Source organism: Williamsia limnetica, assembly GCF_003217475.1.
Taxonomy (GTDB): Bacteria; Actinomycetota; Actinomycetes; order Mycobacteriales; family Mycobacteriaceae; genus Williamsia; species Williamsia limnetica.
This window is the reverse complement of record NZ_QJSP01000012.1, coordinates 172134-188095: the sequence shown is the minus strand read 5'-3', so window position 1 is coordinate 188095 and position 15962 is coordinate 172134. Positions and strand designations below refer to the sequence as shown.

At 65.0% G+C, this 15962-nt stretch carries 12 protein-coding genes and 1 riboswitch; of the genes, 4 read left to right on the top strand and 8 right to left on the bottom strand.

Annotated features, from left to right (window positions below; all coding sequences use genetic code 11):
- Positions 1-7 precede the first annotated feature (7 nt).
- The 7 genes from DFR67_RS20445 to DFR67_RS20415 all read right to left on the bottom strand — a co-directional run bounded on the left by DFR67_RS20445 (position 8) and on the right by DFR67_RS20415 (position 6931).
- A complete protein-coding gene (locus DFR67_RS20445) occupies positions 8-1702 on the bottom strand; it encodes an FAD-dependent oxidoreductase (RefSeq protein ID WP_110471332.1) in 1695 nt (564 codons plus the stop codon).
- On the bottom strand, positions 1699-3258 hold the full coding sequence (locus tag DFR67_RS20440; RefSeq protein ID WP_110471331.1) for a flavin-containing monooxygenase: 1560 nt from the start codon (positions 3256-3258) through the stop codon (positions 1699-1701). Before DFR67_RS20440 ends, DFR67_RS20445 begins: the two co-directional genes overlap by 4 nt.
- Positions 3255-3782 carry a TetR/AcrR family transcriptional regulator gene (locus DFR67_RS20435; protein WP_110471396.1) on the bottom strand — a complete coding sequence of 176 codons (528 nt, stop codon included), beginning with the start codon at positions 3780-3782 and terminating at the stop codon, positions 3255-3257. Before DFR67_RS20435 ends, DFR67_RS20440 begins: the two co-directional genes overlap by 4 nt.
- 229 nt (positions 3783-4011) lie before the next feature.
- Entirely contained in the window at positions 4012-5247 is a 1236-nt protein-coding gene (locus tag DFR67_RS20430) for an acyl-CoA dehydrogenase family protein (RefSeq protein ID WP_110471330.1), read from the bottom strand.
- A gap of 73 nt (positions 5248-5320) precedes the next feature.
- Positions 5321-5812: a histidine phosphatase family protein gene (locus DFR67_RS20425; protein ID WP_158540002.1), complete on the bottom strand. Its 492-nt coding sequence runs from the start codon at positions 5810-5812 to the stop codon at positions 5321-5323.
- 38 nt (positions 5813-5850) lie between these two features.
- Complete coding sequence (locus DFR67_RS20420; RefSeq protein ID WP_110471328.1) at positions 5851-6669, bottom strand: CbtA family protein; 819 nt, start codon at positions 6667-6669, stop codon at positions 5851-5853.
- A 25-nt stretch (positions 6670-6694) separates the two neighbouring features.
- The gene (locus DFR67_RS20415; protein ID WP_211325114.1) at positions 6695-6931 is read right to left on the bottom strand and encodes a CbtB domain-containing protein; all 237 of its coding nucleotides are present in this window, start codon (positions 6929-6931) and stop codon (positions 6695-6697) included.
- A gap of 39 nt (positions 6932-6970) precedes the next feature.
- Positions 6971-7111, bottom strand: a riboswitch (cobalamin riboswitch).
- 65 nt (positions 7112-7176) lie between these two features.
- On the opposite strand from DFR67_RS20415, the gene DFR67_RS20410 reads away from it, so the two are divergent.
- The 4 genes from DFR67_RS20410 to DFR67_RS20395 all read left to right on the top strand — a co-directional run bounded on the left by DFR67_RS20410 (position 7177) and on the right by DFR67_RS20395 (position 14175).
- Entirely contained in the window at positions 7177-11757 is a 4581-nt protein-coding gene (locus DFR67_RS20410; protein WP_110471395.1) for an ATP-dependent helicase, read from the top strand.
- A gap of 105 nt (positions 11758-11862) precedes the next feature.
- Positions 11863-12477, top strand: coding sequence for a TetR/AcrR family transcriptional regulator (locus tag DFR67_RS20405; protein WP_110471326.1), 615 nt, complete (start codon positions 11863-11865; stop codon positions 12475-12477).
- Positions 12478-12538: 61 nt separating this feature from the next.
- Complete coding sequence (locus DFR67_RS20400; RefSeq protein ID WP_110471325.1) at positions 12539-13750, top strand: thiolase family protein; 1212 nt, start codon at positions 12539-12541, stop codon at positions 13748-13750.
- A 14-nt stretch (positions 13751-13764) separates the two neighbouring features.
- Entirely contained in the window at positions 13765-14175 is a 411-nt protein-coding gene (locus DFR67_RS20395; protein WP_110471394.1) for a Zn-ribbon domain-containing OB-fold protein, read from the top strand.
- A 7-nt stretch (positions 14176-14182) separates the two neighbouring features.
- On the opposite strand, the gene glpD is transcribed toward DFR67_RS20395, so the two are convergent.
- Complete coding sequence (gene glpD / locus DFR67_RS20390) at positions 14183-15928, bottom strand: glycerol-3-phosphate dehydrogenase (RefSeq protein WP_110471324.1); 1746 nt, start codon at positions 15926-15928, stop codon at positions 14183-14185.
- Positions 15929-15962 lie beyond the last annotated feature (34 nt).

Below are 15962 nucleotides of genomic sequence, written 5' to 3'. Positions count from 1 at the left end.
GCTCCCTTCATGGATTCGGACGGTCGCGGACGAACAGTGGCAGGCGTAGGGCTCCCGGCGCCTGCTCCGGCACCGCAGGTGCCAAGGGCCGGATGGGTGAGATCCGTCGGTAATCGGCACCGAGATCGGGACGTTCGTCGATCTCGCCCTTGTTCGGCCAGAAGGCGATGGCGCGTTCGGCCTGTGCGGCGATGGTCAACGACGGATTGACTCCGAGGTTGGCGCTGACCGCCGAACCGTCCACGACGTGCAGACCGGGGTGCCCGAACATCCGATGGTAGGGGTCGACGACACCCTCGCCCGGATCCGCGCCGATCACGCAGCCACCGATGAAGTGTGCGGTCATCGGGATGTTCACGATCTCCGCCATCGAACCGCCTGGATCTCCCCCGATCTTGTCGGCCAACAACCGGATTGCCTCGTGACCCTGTGGTATCCATGCCGGCGGCGGATCACCTGCGCCCGCGCGACTGGTGAGCTGCCTGCCGAAAATGCCGCGCTTGGAACCGAGTTCGAGAGAATTGTCGTCCGTCTGCATCACGAGTGCGATGACGGTCTTCTCCGACCAGTGCCGCACTGACAGACTCCGCATGAAAGCACCGGGCTTGCGCACCGCCACCCCGGCAGTCTTCAGAATCCTGGGCACCTTTCCACCACCGTCGGACAACACGGTCTGTAGCAGCCCGATGGCATTGCTGCCCTTGCCATACCGGACCGGTTCGATGTGCGTGTGATCGTCCGGATGGAATGACGACGTGATCGCGATGCCCTGGGTGTAGTCGGTCTTGCGGTCGCGAGCGGTCGCGGCCAGGACAGCCTCGGAATTGGTCCGCACCACCGAACCGAGCGGATCGGACAGATGTGGGAGCTGTCCGGTCTCTTTCATCGCGAGCAGTAGCTTCTGCGTGCCGTACGTGCCTGCGGCGAAGACGACCTGCCCCGCGAAGATGCTCTTCTCACGGCGCCGGATCTTGGCACCCGTTCGTCGTGTGACGATCTCGTAGTCATCGCCGGCAGGACGTACCGCTCGCACCGTCGTCAGCGGCAGCACGGTCACCCCGGCCTCTTCGGCCAGGTGCAAATAGTTCTTGACGAGGGTGTTCTTCGCCCCCACCCGGCACCCGGTCATGCACGACCCGCATTCGGTGCACGCGGTGCGTTCCGGCCCGGCTCCACCGAAGAACGGATCCGCTACCTGCTCACCGGGATTGCCGAAGAGCACCCCGACCGGTGTCGTGGTGAACGTCGAGCCGACACCCATGTCGTCGGCGACCTCACGCATCACCTTGTCCGCCGGTGTCACGCTCGGATTGTCCACGACACCGAGCATCCGGCGGGCCTGGTCGTAGTACGGCGTGAGTTCGTCATGCCAGTCGGTGATGTGCCCCCACTGCGGGTCCTCGAAGAATCTGGTGGGCGGTTTGTACAGCGTGTTGGCGTAGTTCAGGGATCCACCTCCGACTCCCGCACCCGCCATCACCAGCACATCGGGAAGCAGATGGATCCGTTGCACGCCGTAGCAACCCATCCAGGGCGCCCAGAGGTATTTGCGGAGCCGCCAGCTCGTCTTCGGCAGTTCATCGTCCGCAAATCGGCGGCCGGCCTCCAGGACAGCGACTTTGTAGCCCTTCTCGGCCAGTCGCAGTGCGGCAACCGATCCACCGAAACCCGAGCCGACGATCACCACGTCATAGTCGTTCATGCGGACTCGCTTTCCTGGGCATGGGACACGGACACCTCTGCATCACGCGGTGTCTCGCTTGTTTTCACTTCGTAGTCGCTCAGGTCGGCGGTGCGCAGCAATTGCCGAAAGCCCCAGGTGAACGTCGGCCACATCACCGAGTTGCGGCCGTTCTTGTCGAAGTACCAGCTCGAACAGCCACCGGAGTTCCAGACCGTACCGTCGAGGCCCTCGTCGATCGCCGAATTGTAGAAGTCCTGAGAGCTTCGGTTCACGTTGATACTGAACACTTTTCGGTCGCCCATCTGCTGCAGGGCAGAACTGATGTAGTTGGCCTGCGACTCGAGCATGTACACGATCGAGCTGTGGCCCAGGTTCGTGTTCGGGCCGTACATGAGGAAGAGGTTGGGAAACCCGTGGACCGTGGTTCCGCGGTAGGCGTTGGGGCTGCCGTCCCAGATGTCGGCGAGGCTACGGCCATCGGTGCCGTGGAGCACCTTTGCGACGGGCGGCTCGGTGGCAGTGAATCCGGTCCCGAAGATCACCGCGTCAACTTTGTGCTCGACGCCGGACGAGTCGACGACCCCGTCGGCGGTCACGGCAGACACCCCATGGTCGACGAGATTCACATCTGGACGCGCCAGCGTGGGCAGCCAGGTGTTACTGAGCAACATCCGCTTGCACCCGATGGTGAACTTCGGGGTCAATTTCTTGCGCAGCACAGGGTCTTTCACCTGTCTGCGTAGCTGACTCATCGCCAGCAGCTTGAACAGCGGAAGCAAGAACGTGAACTTCGCCAACGCGACGACGTAGGCCTCGCGATACAGGTAGAGACCGCCGCGGGCGAGCTTCTGAGTGGAAGGCAGCATCCGGTAGAGGGCGCGCTCGAGCTTGCCGACCGGGCGGTCGAGCCTGGGGATGATCCACGCCGGGGTGCGCTGCAGCACTGTCAAATGTGCAGCAGACCGGGCCAATTCGGGAACGAACTGGATGGCTGACGCGCCGGTACCGACAACCGCGATGCGCTTTCCTGTCGGGTCGAAGCTGTGGTCCCACGTGGCGCTGTGGAACATCGTCCCGCTGAAGTCAGCGAGACCGGGAACGTTCGGCAGGCTCGGGTTCGACAGTGTCCCGGTGGCGGCGACGAGCACCTTCGCCGAAATCACTCCCCGCGATGTCTCTACGACCCATCGTGAGGACTGCGGATCCCAACGTCCACCCAGCAGTTCGCAATCGAACAGGGTGCGTCCGCGAAACCCGAAATCGTCGGCGACCGACTGCAGATAGCTGAAAATCTCCGGCTGCCGCGCATAGTTGTTCGACCAGTCCGGGCTCGGCGCGAACGAGAACGAGTACAGGTTGCTCGGCACGTCGCAGGCGGCGCCGGGGTAGGTGTTGTCTCGCCAGGTCCCACCGACATCGCCCGCCCGTTCGATGAGAATGACGTCGGCGTTGCGATCGCCCTTCAGAATCCTGTGTGCGGCGGCCAACCCGGCGAAGCCGGTGCCGACGATCAAGGTGTCGACGTGCGTGGGCAACGCGGCGAGCGGCGCCTCACCGGTCGTGATAGCGGTCATTTGGTTGTCACCATGGCCTCCCATATCGGGACCAGGCGTTTACGTAGCTCCTGGTCGGACTTGTCGTTGCGGAACAGCGCCGATACGGCGAGCCCGCGCGCCAATTCGACGCTGATCTCGATTGCCTCGGGCGTCATCCGGTCTCCGAAGATCACGGCGCCACCGGTGTTGATCGCTTCGTTGACCCGCGCCTCCAGCGGCAGAACCGCTGCGTGCAGGGCAGGGTCGGTGCGGGCGGCGATCCACAGTTCGAGCGCCGCATAGAACAGGGGGCCGGAGAACGCGTCGAGGAAGACTTCCACGCTCGCTTCTTGTCCGGCCGCGTGCGCGTCGAGCAATTCGGCGAGCCGTTGTTCCACCAGATGCTCGACCGCCGCCACCACGAGCGACTCCTTGGTCGGGAAATGGTGGAGCTGTGCGCCCCTCGACACCCCCGCGCGCCGGGAGATCTCCTGGGTGCTGGTCCCGGAATACCCCTTGTCGATGAGGCAGGAGATGGCCGCGTCGAGCAGGCGGGCACGCATCAGCGCGGTGCGCTCGGCCTGTGTACGGCTCGGCGTGCGGGCCGCATCCGTCTCATCGGTCGTTGCTGTGTTGGTCGCCACATCAAGGAGGCTAGCGGAGAACTAAGAAACAGTCCAGTCTGTTTGTAAGTTCTTCCCACATAGCCCCCACGAACCCAGCCAAAGCAGGCAAACCCAGCAGCTGCAGCTGCTGGGTTTGCCTGTTTCGACTGGGTTTATGGGGGGTGAATTACCTGGCCAGGACGCCTTTGGCCACGTGGGTGGTCTGGATTTCGTTGCTGCCGGCGTAGATCATCAGGGATTTAGCGTCGCGGGCGAGTTGCTCGACCCGATATTCGGTCATGTAGCCATTTCCGCCGAACAACTGGATCGCCTCCATGGCGACATCGGTGGCGGCCCGGGACGAGTAGAGCTTCATTGCCGACGCCTCGGCGAGGCCCAACGGCTTTCCTGACTGCGCACGTTCGAGCGCGTGGAACACCATGTTCTGGACGTTGAATCGGGCGACCTCCATTTCTGCGAGCTTGAGTTGGATCAGCTGCAACTCCGAGATCGGCTTACCCCACAACATGCGCTGCTTGGCGTAGTCGACACACAGGCGCTGACATTCGTTGATGATGCCGAGCGAGAGCGAGGCGATGCCCACGCGCTCGAGCACGAATCCGGCTTTCGCGCCGTCACCGCCGCCCTTCTCACCGACCTCTTCGGTTTCACCGAGGAGACGATCCTTGTCGAGTTTGACGTTGTCGAAGAACAGCTCGCCGGTCGGCGACGACATGATGCCCATCTTCTTGAACGGCTTGCCCTGCGCCAGGCCCTCCATACCCTTGTCGAGCACGAACGTGAGCACCTTGCGTCGACGTCGGTCGACACTCGCATCACCGTCGTCGAGCTTTGCGAAGACGACGATCGTGTCGGCGAACGGACCATTGGTGATGAAGGTCTTCTGCCCGTTGAGGATGTAGTTCTCGCCGTCTCGCTTGACGGTTGTCTTCATGCCTCCCAAGGCGTCCGAGCCCGAGTCCGGTTCGGTGATGGCCCACGCGCCCACTTTGTTCATGGTGACGAGGTCCGGAAGCCAGCGTTTCTTTTGAGCCAGCGTGCCCTTGGAACGGATCGTTGACGGTGTCAGTCCGAGACTGACCCCCATCGAGGCGACGATGCCCAGGCTCACGCCCGCCAGTTCGATGTTGAGAATGGAGCCCATCGACGTCATACCGGCGCCGGGCGACGCTTTCTTCGGCTCGGCCTCACCGCGGGCCACAGCCTCGTCATGAGCAAACTCTTTGTCCAGGGCATCACTCGCCATCGCATCGACACCGAAGGTCTTGAGCAGGTTCCGGATGATGTCGTACGGGGGCAGAACGCCTGTTTCGAGCTCATCGATGTGCGGACGGATCTCCTTGTCGATGAACCCGCGCACCGCGTCGCGCACCATCAGGTCTTCTTCGGACCACTCGAACATGCAGTTTCCCCTAGCGTCAGCATTCGTGCTTTCTGCCAATACTAGAATCTGAAATCAATTTCAGGAACAGGTTTCAGAAATTGGTCGAGCCGAGCCGGAGCCGCCACCGCTCGCCCCGGCGCTCGAGATCGATCACCGCGGCAGGCGCGACGTCCACACTCCAGAAGTCCACGCCCAGTGCTGCAGCGACCAGTCCCTGCGCAGTACCGCTCGCCACCACCGCACCGACATCGACCGCCCGCGGGATGTTGAGCCAAACACTCAGTCGGCCAAGGAATGCCGTGACGCTTTCACCGCCATGGGGACTCGAGTCCGGATCGGCGAACCACTCCCCCAACTCCGCAGGATCGACTTGGTCCGGGGTGAGGCCCGCCCATCGCCCCACATCCAGTGCGGCCAAGGCGTTGTCGACGACGCCGTGGACCCCTATCTCGGCAGCGGTCTCGCTTGCCGAGCGATCGGGCGCGATGCGAACGGTTTCCGGATACGACAAGCGCAGCCGTGCACAATCGGCGCGGCCGCGTTTGTCGAGTGGGTCGTCGTGCGCACCGAACCGCAGTGCCACGTTGGGCCCGGTCCGAGCCGAGGTGATCAGTCGAAGTTTCAGCGAACGCTTTCCCGAGGTGTCGTGGCGCCGGCCCCGCGGGCGGCGCGCTTGCCGATCCACGTGAGTGACAGGGCGAAGCCGAGCCCCAGCACGCCCCACAGGATCACCTGGTTGACGATCGAGTAGTACCGGAAGTCTCCGATGAGGTCGGCCGGAAAGCCCGGGAACACGATGACATTGCCGTCCAGCAGCGGACCGGGGACCTCGTCGAAGCTCGGGAGCAACGCGATGCTGATGCCGACTGCGATGAGGTAGGAAACCCCGCCCGCGACTGCCGAGAGCACGCCGCCGACCCGCGGTGCGAGCCAGAACGCCAGCACGGTGGCGGCGGCCAGGAAGGCGACCGACAACAGCAGGATCGTGAGATAGGCACCGCTGCGTGCCCCGATGGTGTCATCGCTGCCGACGGCAGGCGGATTGGCCGGATACGCGCTGAACGGGACCAGGTACACCGCCACGAATCCACCGACGGCCAGCAGCGCAGCCACGACGCGCGGATCGACCCGAGGATGGCGCCGGCCGACATAGGACCATACGACGGTGAAGGCGACCGCGAAGAGCGCACCGATGATCAGGCCGAAGACGACCGTGCCGGTGCCTGCGCCCCAATTCTGCTGGACGGTTCGCGAGAACAACTCACCGTGGTCGTGTCCGGCGTCCCCTCCGGCCACGTCCAGTTCGGCGTGGCCGAAACCCTCTTCGTAACCGATGGCCCGCTCGACCAGCGGTTCGATGTAGATGCGGGCGAACACGAACGCGAGAATGCCGGCGACCAGGCCTGAGAGCAGACCTGCGCCGATGAACTTCTTTTCCATGAACTCAGTCCTCGGCCTCGGTGGCTCAGTGGCAGGGGAAGCCGAGGAAATGGCGAGCGTCGTGGATGTATTCGTGCACATGGGTGTCGGAACCGAAAACGGACACCGCTCCCTGATCGAAACCCAGGAAGTAATAGGCGAGTCCGGCGACCAGCGTGGTGGCGGTCAGCCAGAGTGCAGCGTTGACCGCCGACACGTCGGGCACCGAGATCGCCAGCGCGGGCTTTGCCGAAAGTGGTTGCGCCATCGATGGACTGGACATGTATGTCTCCTCTCGCGGGATTACGCGTCCCGCGTCACACGTGGTTGTCGCCAAGCGCCGGAGCCCTGACTCGTCCACCGGGGCAGTGCCCGCCGGAACTCACAGTGGCGCGACCGTTCCGGATTCACACCGGATTTCCCGTTCACCTGGTTCGGTGTGACTGTATTCCGCTGCGTTTTGCCCGGTCAACTGCAGGCAGGATCAAGAACACCGACGATGTCCGACCTCTCGTGGATCATGGAGCAATGGCCGCCCGCAAGTCTTCTTCCTCAGCCCCTGCCGGGCTCGACCCGCAGCAGGTCATGGGCCGGTTTGCCGCACCTACCCGGGCCTGGTTCACCTCGGCCTTCCCCGAGCCGACCTCCGCGCAGCTCGGTGCCTGGAATGCCATCTCGGCCGGCGAGAACACCCTGGTGGTCGCCCCCACCGGCTCGGGTAAGACGTTGTCGGCATTCCTGTGGGCACTCGATCAGTTGTCGAGGCCGCAGTCCGAGACCTCCACCACCGGCACCCGCGTCCTCTACGTCTCCCCGCTCAAAGCGCTCGCGGTGGACGTCGAACGGAACCTGCGGGCGCCGCTGATCGGCTTGACCCGCGCCGCCCAGCAGATGGACGAACCGATCGCGGACATCACCGTCGGCGTCCGCTCCGGAGACACCCCCGCCGCGCAGCGCCGCCAACTCCTGCGCAAGCCGCCGGACATCCTCATCACCACGCCCGAGTCGCTGTTCCTGATGCTCACCTCGGCAGCACGGGAGACCCTCGACAACGTCGAGACGGTCATCGTCGACGAAGTGCACGCCGTGGCCGGTACCAAACGCGGCACGCACCTGGCACTGTCCCTCGAGCGTCTGGACACCCTGCTCGACAAACCCGCCCAGCGCATCGGATTGTCGGCGACCGTCAGGCCGCCCGAGCGGATCGCCGGATTCCTCTCCGGGAGCAGGCCCTGCACGGTGGTCCAACCGCCCGCCGCCAAGACCTTCGACCTGTCGGTCAACGTCCCCGTCGCCGACATGACCAACATCCCGGTGATCGCGAGCAGCGAGGAGATCGACGACGAGGCGTCGGCGCCCGCGGCCGGGTCGCTGTGGCCGTACGTCGAGAGCTCGATCGTCGATCTCATCGAGAAGAACCGGTCGACGATCGTGTTCACCAACTCGCGGCGACTGTCCGAACAGTTGACGGCCCGCCTCAACGAGGTACACGCCACCCGCCTGGGCGATCCCACCGAGTCCGCGCCCAATCCGGCCGTGCCCGGTGGAGCGCCCGCGCACATGCTCGGCAGTGGCATCAGCTCCGGGGCAGAACCGCTCCTGGCGCGCGCCCACCACGGTTCGGTGAGCAAAGAGGTGCGCGGCCAGATCGAGGACGAGCTCAAGTCCGGCCGCTTGCGCTGCGTGGTGGCCACCAGCAGCCTCGAACTCGGTATCGACATGGGTGCCGTCGACCTGGTGATCCAGGTGGAGGCGCCGCCCTCCGTCGCCAGCGGCCTGCAGCGCGTCGGACGCGCCGGCCATCAGGTCGGCGAGATCAGCCAGGGTGTGCTGTTCCCCAAGCACCGCGGGGATCTGCTGCGCTGCGCGGTGCTCGTAGAGCGGATGACCGACGGACTGATCGAAGAACTCACCGTCCCCGCCAATCCGCTGGATGTGCTCGCGCAGCAGACCGTCGCCGCCTGTGCCACCGGCACCATCGACGTCGACGACTGGTATCAGACCGTCCGCCGCAGCGCGCCCTACGCAACGCTGGCGCGGCCGGTGTTCGATGCGACACTCGACCTGCTGTCCGGGCGGTATCCGTCCGATGAGTTCGCCGAACTGCGACCACGCATCGTCTGGGACCGCGCACAGGGCACGCTCACCGGCAGGCCGGGCGCCCAGCGGCTGGCCGTCACCTCGGGAGGCGCCATCCCCGATCGCGGCCTTTTCGCGGTGTACATGGTCGGCGAAAAGCAAACGCGAGTCGGCGAACTCGACGAGGAAATGGTCTACGAGTCCCGCGTCGGTGACGTGTTCGCGCTCGGTGCCACCAGCTGGCGAATCGAGGACATCACCCACGATCGGGTGCTGGTGACGCCGGCGTTCGGTCAGGCAGGGCGCCTGCCCTTCTGGCACGGCGACAGCATCGGCAGGCCCGCCGAACTCGGCGAGGCGATCGGTAAGTTCGTCGGCGAATTGGCCAAACCCGAGAAGTTCGGCGCGCACGTGGAACGGTTGGGGCTCAACCAGTTCGCTCGTGACAACCTCGCACAGCTCGTGTCCGAGCAGCAGGCCGCGACCGGCCACCTGCCCACCGACCGCACCCTGCTCGTCGAAAGGTTTCGAGACGAACTCGGTGACTGGCGAGTGATCCTGCACTCTCCGTACGGCTTACGCGTGCACGCGCCATGGGCGAGCGCCGTCGCTGCCCGCCTGCAACAGGACTACGGAATCGACGGCGCCGTCTCCGCTGCCGACGACGGCATCATCGTCCGCCTCCCCGACACCGACGATCAACCACCCGGCGCCGCGCTCTTCCATTTCGACCCCGACGAGATCGAGCAGATCGTCACCGAACAACTCGGTGGTTCGGCGATGTTCGCTTCGCGTTTTCGGGAGTGCGCCGCACGCGCACTGCTGCTGCCGCGCCGTAATCCCGGCAAGCGTGCGCCGCTGTGGCAACAGCGCCAGCGCAGCGCCCAGCTGCTCGACGTGGCACGAAAGTTCCCGCAGTTCCCCATCATCCTCGAAGCCTTCCGCGAATGTCTGCAGGACGTCTACGACCTCCCCGCACTGGTCGGCATGCTCACGAAAGTCGCTGATCGACGTCTACGCGTCATCGAGATCGAGACCGAAACCCCCTCACCGATGGCGTCGTCGTTGCTGTTCGGCTACGTCGGAGCGTTCATGTATGCCGACGACGCCCCGCTCGCCGAGCGTCGCGCGGCCACCCTCTCGCTTGACACCGCACTGCTGGCCCAATTGCTGGGTCGGGTCGACCTGCGGGAGCTGCTCGATCAGAACGTCATCGCGGACACCGAGGCCAAACTGCAGCGCCTGCATCCCGAACGCCAAGCCCGCGACATCGAGGGGATCGCAGATCTGTTGCGATGGCTCGGACCGCTCAGCGAGTCCGACGTCGCCGCTCGGTTCACCGGCGACGCTCCGCTCCCGTTACTCGCAGAACTCGTGGCGGTCGGCCGCGCGATCGAAATACCCCGCGGCGGTGAGCTGCTGTTCGCCGCCGCCGAGGATGCGGGCAGACTTCGCGACGGGCTGGGCATCCCTCCCCCACAGGGTCTTCCGATGGCGTTCCTCGAACCGGTCGACGACCCGCTGGGTGATCTGATCGGGCGTTACGCGCGCACCCACGGCCCGTTTGTCGCCGCCGACGCGGCCACCGCGCTCGGCCTCGGTGTCGCGGTCGTACGCGACACCCTCGTTCGTCTCGCGAGTTCACGCCGGGTCGTCGAAGGAGACTTTCGGCCCGAACCCGAAGGCACCCTGCGCAGCAGTGAACAGTGGTGCAACACGGAGGTCCTCTCCGGCCTTCGCCGAGCTTCGCTGGCCGCGAGTCGGGCCGAGGTCGCGCCCGTCAGCCATGAGACGTACGCCCGGTTTGTCACCGGCTGGCAGCACGTCACCCGGCAGTCGCGACTGCGCGGTATCGACGGGGTGTCGGCAGTCATCGATCAGCTGGCGGGTGTACCCATCCCGGCCTCTGCGTGGGAGTCGCTGGTCCTGCCCGCCCGCGTCGCCGACTATCGACCCGACATGCTCGACGAGTTGACCGCCGGAGGCGAGGTGCTGTGGGCCGGGCATGGCCGGCTCTCGGGTGCCGACGGGTGGATAAGCCTGCATCCTGCCGATCTCGCCGAGGACAGTCTGCCCACGCCGGCCGAGATCGACATGGGCGAGCTGCATCAGCGGGTACTCGACCATCTGGCTCCCGGCGGCGCATTCTTCTTCCGGCAGTTGAGCGAGTCCATGGCCGTCGGCGGCGTCACCCCGCTCGGCTCAGAACTCGAAATGGTGCTGTGGGACCTCGCGTGGGCGGGACTGATCAGCAACGACACCTTCACCCCGGTGCGATCGCTGCTGGGTCCCGGCCGCAAACCCGGCGCGGTCCGCAGCGCGCCCGCGCACCGCGGCCGACGACGCTTCGCCCGGACCCCACGCACAGCGCCGCAATCGATGACCGGTCGCTGGTTCGTGCTGCCCGCCCCCATCTCGGACCCCACCCTCGCGGTCGCCGCCCAGTGCACCGCACTCCTCGACCGGTACGGCGTCGTCACCAAGGGTGCAGTGATGACGGAGGGCATCGTCGGTGGATTCTCGCGGGTCTACAAGGCCCTCACCGGGTTCGAGGACAGCGGCAAGGTGCGGCGCGGCTACTACATCGACGGACTGGGCGGCGCGCAATTCGCCGCGACCACGACTGTCGACCGATTGCGCGACGAGGTCGAGACGATCGGACATACGGCCATCGCGCTCGCGGCGACCGATCCGGCCAACCCCTATGGATCTGCCCTCGCGTGGCCGCAACAGTCGGAAGGGCACCGTCCCGGCCGCAAACCCGGCGCGTTGGTGGTGCTGGTCGACGGCCATCTCGTGCTGTTCGTCGAGCGAGGCGGCAAGACGGTCCTGACCTTCAGCACCGATTCCGAGCAATTAGCCGCGGCCACCACGGCGCTTGCCCAGGTTGTCACCCGGGGGCAGGTGGACCGGCTCTACGTCGAGCGCGTCGACGGTGAACCCGTTCTGACCGGTGGATTGGCCGAGCATCTACGGGAGAGCGGTTTCGACCCGACTCCACGGGGTTTGCGGTTACGCAGAACCGGATGAGCGTCGCTTGATCAGCGCGTCAAGCGCGCCATGTGGCCTCCGGCCCCCGCCGGGCGTCCTAGGCTGTACCCGGGCCCGGGGTTCAACCACGCAAAGGAAACGTTCATGACGCAACAGGCATCGACTACTGCAGCGGCGACGCTCAGTTCGGAGTTGCCCGCCTGGCAGCAGGCACGCCGTTTGCGAATCATCAAAGCTGCCAACGCTGCTCTCAAGGAACAAGAGTACGAGCAGATCCAGATCCGCGATGTCGCGCAGGATGCCGGCGTGGCGCTCGGCACCCTCTACCGGTACTTCTCGTCGAAGGAACATCTCTACGCTGCGGTATTGCTCGATTGGGCGGCACCGGCGTACGCGCGTTCAGGCGAAGATCTGTCCGAACATCAGATCCGCGCGAAGATGAATGCGGTCATCTCGTCGTTCGAGCGCAGGCAGCACTTCTTTCAGGTGCATGTGATCTTGCAGTCGAGCGCAGACACCAACGCGAAGGCGTTGCTCGGTCAGTTTTTCACCGTGTGCCAGAACACGCTCGCCGATGACTTCGCCCGGCTCGGCCCCGGCGCTGCGGAGGATGCGGCCATCATGCTGTGGTCCATCATCAACACCGCCTTGACCTCAGCGGTGTACCACGACGGAACGATGGAAGACGTCCACCGGCTGTGCAACCGCTTCATGGACTTCATTTTCGGGCCGGTAGAACAGGCACCGGTTGAAAACTAGATCCCAGTTCTAGTATGTTTGCGGTCGACCTTCTTATTCGTTAGTCGACGCAGGAGTATCCATGGGCTTTCGGGGCGATGCAGCAATCGTGGGATACACCGAGCTGCCACCGCAGAAGGTGTCGACCCGGACTCCCCGTTTCACCCTCGAACAGTGGGCCACGCTGTCGGCCTCGGCCATCGCCGATGCGGGGCTGACCGGTATCGAGATCGACGGCATCGTCACCTCGACCCTGCTCGAATCAGAGATGTTCGTACCCTCGACGATCGCCGAATATTTGGGCGCCCGAGTCAACTTCGCTGAGGTCGTCGACCTCGGTGGTGCATCGGCGGCAGCGATGGTCTGGCGGGCCGCGGCCGCCGTCGAACTCGGCATCTGTCAGGCCGTCTTGTGCGTGCTCCCGGCTGACTACGGCGTCCCACACTCACCCAAGAAGCCGCTACCGGACAGCCTCACCGACATCCTGCTGTACGGATCGTCGTCCAACAGGTACGGCTCTCCGCAAGCCGAGTTCGACATCCCCTTCGGCAACCTCGGCCAGAACGGACCGTACGGGCAGATCGCGCAGCTCTACGGTTCGGTCTACGGCTACGACGAACGAGCGCTCGCGAAAATCGTGGTCGATCAACGGGTCAACGCGAACCACACGCCCGACGCGATCTTCTACGACAAGCCATTGACCATCGAAGACGTTCTGGCCAGCCCGGTGATCGCCGACCCGCTGCACCGACTCGAGATCGTGATGCCGTGCTCGGGTGGCGCAGCCGTCCTGGTCACGTCGTCGGACGTGGCGCGACGGTCCAAGAACCGGCCGGTCTGGATCAAGGGGTTCGGCGAGCACGTCGCGTACAAGACTCCGACCTACGCCCAAGACCTGTTGCAGACCCCCATCACCCACGCCGCCGACTCCGCGTTCGACATGAGCCGCCTCGATCGTTCCGACATGGACATGGTGTCGATCTACGACTGCTACACCATCACTGTGCTCATGAGCCTCGAGGACGCCGGCTTCTGCGAGAAGGGCAAAGGTATGGAGTTCGTGAACTCCCACGACCTGACCTTCCGCGGCGACTTCCCACTCAATACCGCAGGTGGTCAGCTCGGATTCGGGCAAGCGGGTCTCGCCGGCGGCATGCACCATGTCTGCGACGCCACCCGCCAGATCATGGGGCGGTCCGGCGAAGCTCAAGTGCCCGACTGCAATCGCGCATTCGTGTCCGGCAACGGCGGAGTCATGGGCGAACAAACCACCCTGGTCTTGCAGGGCGACTAGAAAGCGTGAACGCCATGACATTCACCCCACCCATGCCGGTGAAGACACCGGTGAGTGCGCCCTTCTGGGATGCGTTGTCCGAACATCGAATTCGGATTCAATACTCGCCGTCACTGGCGACGTACGTCTTCTACCCTCGCATTCTCGCGCCCGGGACACTCGCCGACGACCTCGAATGGCGGGAGATCTCAGGAGAGGGGACGCTGTACACCTTCACCATCGCCCGCAAGCCGGTGTCGCCGCACTTCGCCAACTCGGTGCCGCAGTTGCTGGCCGTCGTGCAGTGGGACGAGGGCCCACGGCTGTCGACCGAGATGGTCAACGTCGATCCGGCCGACCTGCAGATCGGCATGCGGGTTCGACCGGTGTTCTTCGATCATCCCGAGGATGGCGTAACCCTGCTCCGCTACGAGCCGGCCCGCTAGTTCGAGGTCAGTCCGGAACCGGTACCGGTTCGAGCAGTTCGGCCCGGGATTCCGGAGCCGCCGCGCGCAGGGCGTCGGCGGACTCGTCGTCCGGCTGGCGTTGCGACGAGACCTCTGCCTCTACGCGTGCCAGGTAGGTCTCGATCTCGAACTCCTTTTTCTCGTTGTCCCAATCGAGCAGCGGAGCAATGAGTTCGGCCACTTCCCTGGCCGATTTCACACCGCGATCGGGATATTCGATGGCGATGCGAGTGCGGCGGGCGAGCACGTCTTCGAGATGCAGCGCCGCCTCGCTGACCACTGCGTACACGACCTCGACCCGTAGGTACTGCGGTGCAGCGGCGAGAGGTTGGAGCAGGCTTTCGTCCTTCTTCGCGTACGCCAGCACCTCGTCGATCATCGAGCCGTAACGATTGAGGAGCCGGCGAATGCGGTACGGGTGCAGTCCGAATCGCTGTCCGAGCTGATCGCACTGGTTGATGAGGGCGTGATAGCCCTCGGCTCCGGCGAGCGGCACCTTGTCTGTGACAGACGGGGCAACGCGGACGGGGATGAAATCGGTGATCGCGTCCACCGCGTCAGCGGCCATCACCCGATAAGTGGTGTACTTGCCGCCGGCGATGGCCACCAGTCCTGGCGCGACCTCGGCGACCGCGTGCTCGCGGGACAGCTTCGACGTCTCGTCGTTCTCGCCGGCGAGCAGCGGCCGTAGTCCTGCGTAGACGCCTTCGATGTCGTCGTGGCTGAGCGGGGTCACCAACACCTCGTTGACGCGCTCAAGGATGTAGTCGATGTCGGCGCGGGTGGCGGCCGGGTGCGCGAGGTCGAGGTTCCAGTCGGTGTCGGTGGTGCCGATGATCCAGTGGGTCTCCCAGGGGATCACGAACAGCACGGATTTCGGGGTCCGCAGGATGATCGCCGATTCACTCATGATGCGGTCGCGCGGCACCACGATGTGCACGCCCTTGGACGCCCGGACCCGGAAGCGACCGCGCTGCTTGGACAGTGCCTGGATCTCATCGGTCCAGACGCCCGAGGCATTGATGACGCAGTGGCCGCGAACCTCCGCCGTGTCACCGGTCTCCGTGTCGCGGACACGGACACCGCTGACACGATCGGCCTCGCGGAGAAATCCGGTGACCTGTGTCGACGTTCGGATCACCGCACCGTAGTGAGATGCGGTGCGGGCGACTGTGAGGGTGTGGCGAGCATCGTCGACGACGGTGTCGTAGTAGGTGATTCCGCCGGAGAGAGAGTTCCGTTTGAGAGCGGGAGCTATTCGCAGGGCGCCCGAGCGCGTCACATGTCGTTGTCCGGGAACCGATTTGGCGCCGCCCAGCGAGTCATAGAGGAACAGGCCTGCAGCGACGTAGGGCCTCTCCCACACCCGGTGGGTCAGCGGGTAGAGAAAGGGCAGCGGCTTGACCAGGTGCGGAGCCAGCGTGCTCAGCGACAGCTCTCGCTCGTGCAGGGCCTCGCGGACCAGCCCGAACTCGAGTTGCTCGAGGTAGCGGAGACCGCCGTGGAACATCTTCGACGACCGACTGGACGTGCCCGACGCGATGTCGCGGGCTTCGACCAGCGCAACGCGCAGGCCTCGGGTTGCGGCGTCGAGAGCGGTACCCACGCCCACGATGCCACCACCGACCACGACGACGTCGAACTGCTCTGTCGACAACCGCTGCCAGGCGTTGTCCCGATAACGGGGCCCGAGGTCAGCGGGTCGGTCCGGATCGAATGCAGACGCACTCATCGCAATCTCCTCTGGTCACAGGTGATGTGCCGTG

Bases quoted from the DNA above. Each gene is read 5' to 3' on its own strand.
- DFR67_RS20445 (WP_110471332.1), bottom strand. From the start codon at position 1,702: ATGAACGACTATGACGTGGTGATCGTCGGCTCGGGTTTCGGTGGATCG.
- DFR67_RS20440 (WP_110471331.1), bottom strand. From the start codon at position 3,258: ATGACCGCTATCACGACCGGTGAGGCGCCGCTCGCCGCGTTGCCCACG.
- DFR67_RS20435 (WP_110471396.1), bottom strand. From the start codon at position 3,782: ATGCGTGCCCGCCTGCTCGACGCGGCCATCTCCTGCCTCATCGACAAG.
- DFR67_RS20430 (WP_110471330.1), bottom strand. From the start codon at position 5,247: ATGTTCGAGTGGTCCGAAGAAGACCTGATGGTGCGCGACGCGGTGCGC.
- DFR67_RS20420 (WP_110471328.1), bottom strand. From the start codon at position 6,669: ATGGAAAAGAAGTTCATCGGCGCAGGTCTGCTCTCAGGCCTGGTCGCC.
- DFR67_RS20415 (WP_211325114.1), bottom strand. From the start codon at position 6,931: ATGTCCAGTCCATCGATGGCGCAACCACTTTCGGCAAAGCCCGCGCTG.
- DFR67_RS20410 (WP_110471395.1), top strand. From the start codon at position 7,177: ATGGCCGCCCGCAAGTCTTCTTCCTCAGCCCCTGCCGGGCTCGACCCG.
- DFR67_RS20405 (WP_110471326.1), top strand. From the start codon at position 11,863: ATGACGCAACAGGCATCGACTACTGCAGCGGCGACGCTCAGTTCGGAG.
- DFR67_RS20400 (WP_110471325.1), top strand. From the start codon at position 12,539: ATGGGCTTTCGGGGCGATGCAGCAATCGTGGGATACACCGAGCTGCCA.
- DFR67_RS20395 (WP_110471394.1), top strand. From the start codon at position 13,765: ATGACATTCACCCCACCCATGCCGGTGAAGACACCGGTGAGTGCGCCC.
- glpD (WP_110471324.1), bottom strand. From the start codon at position 15,928: ATGAGTGCGTCTGCATTCGATCCGGACCGACCCGCTGACCTCGGGCCC.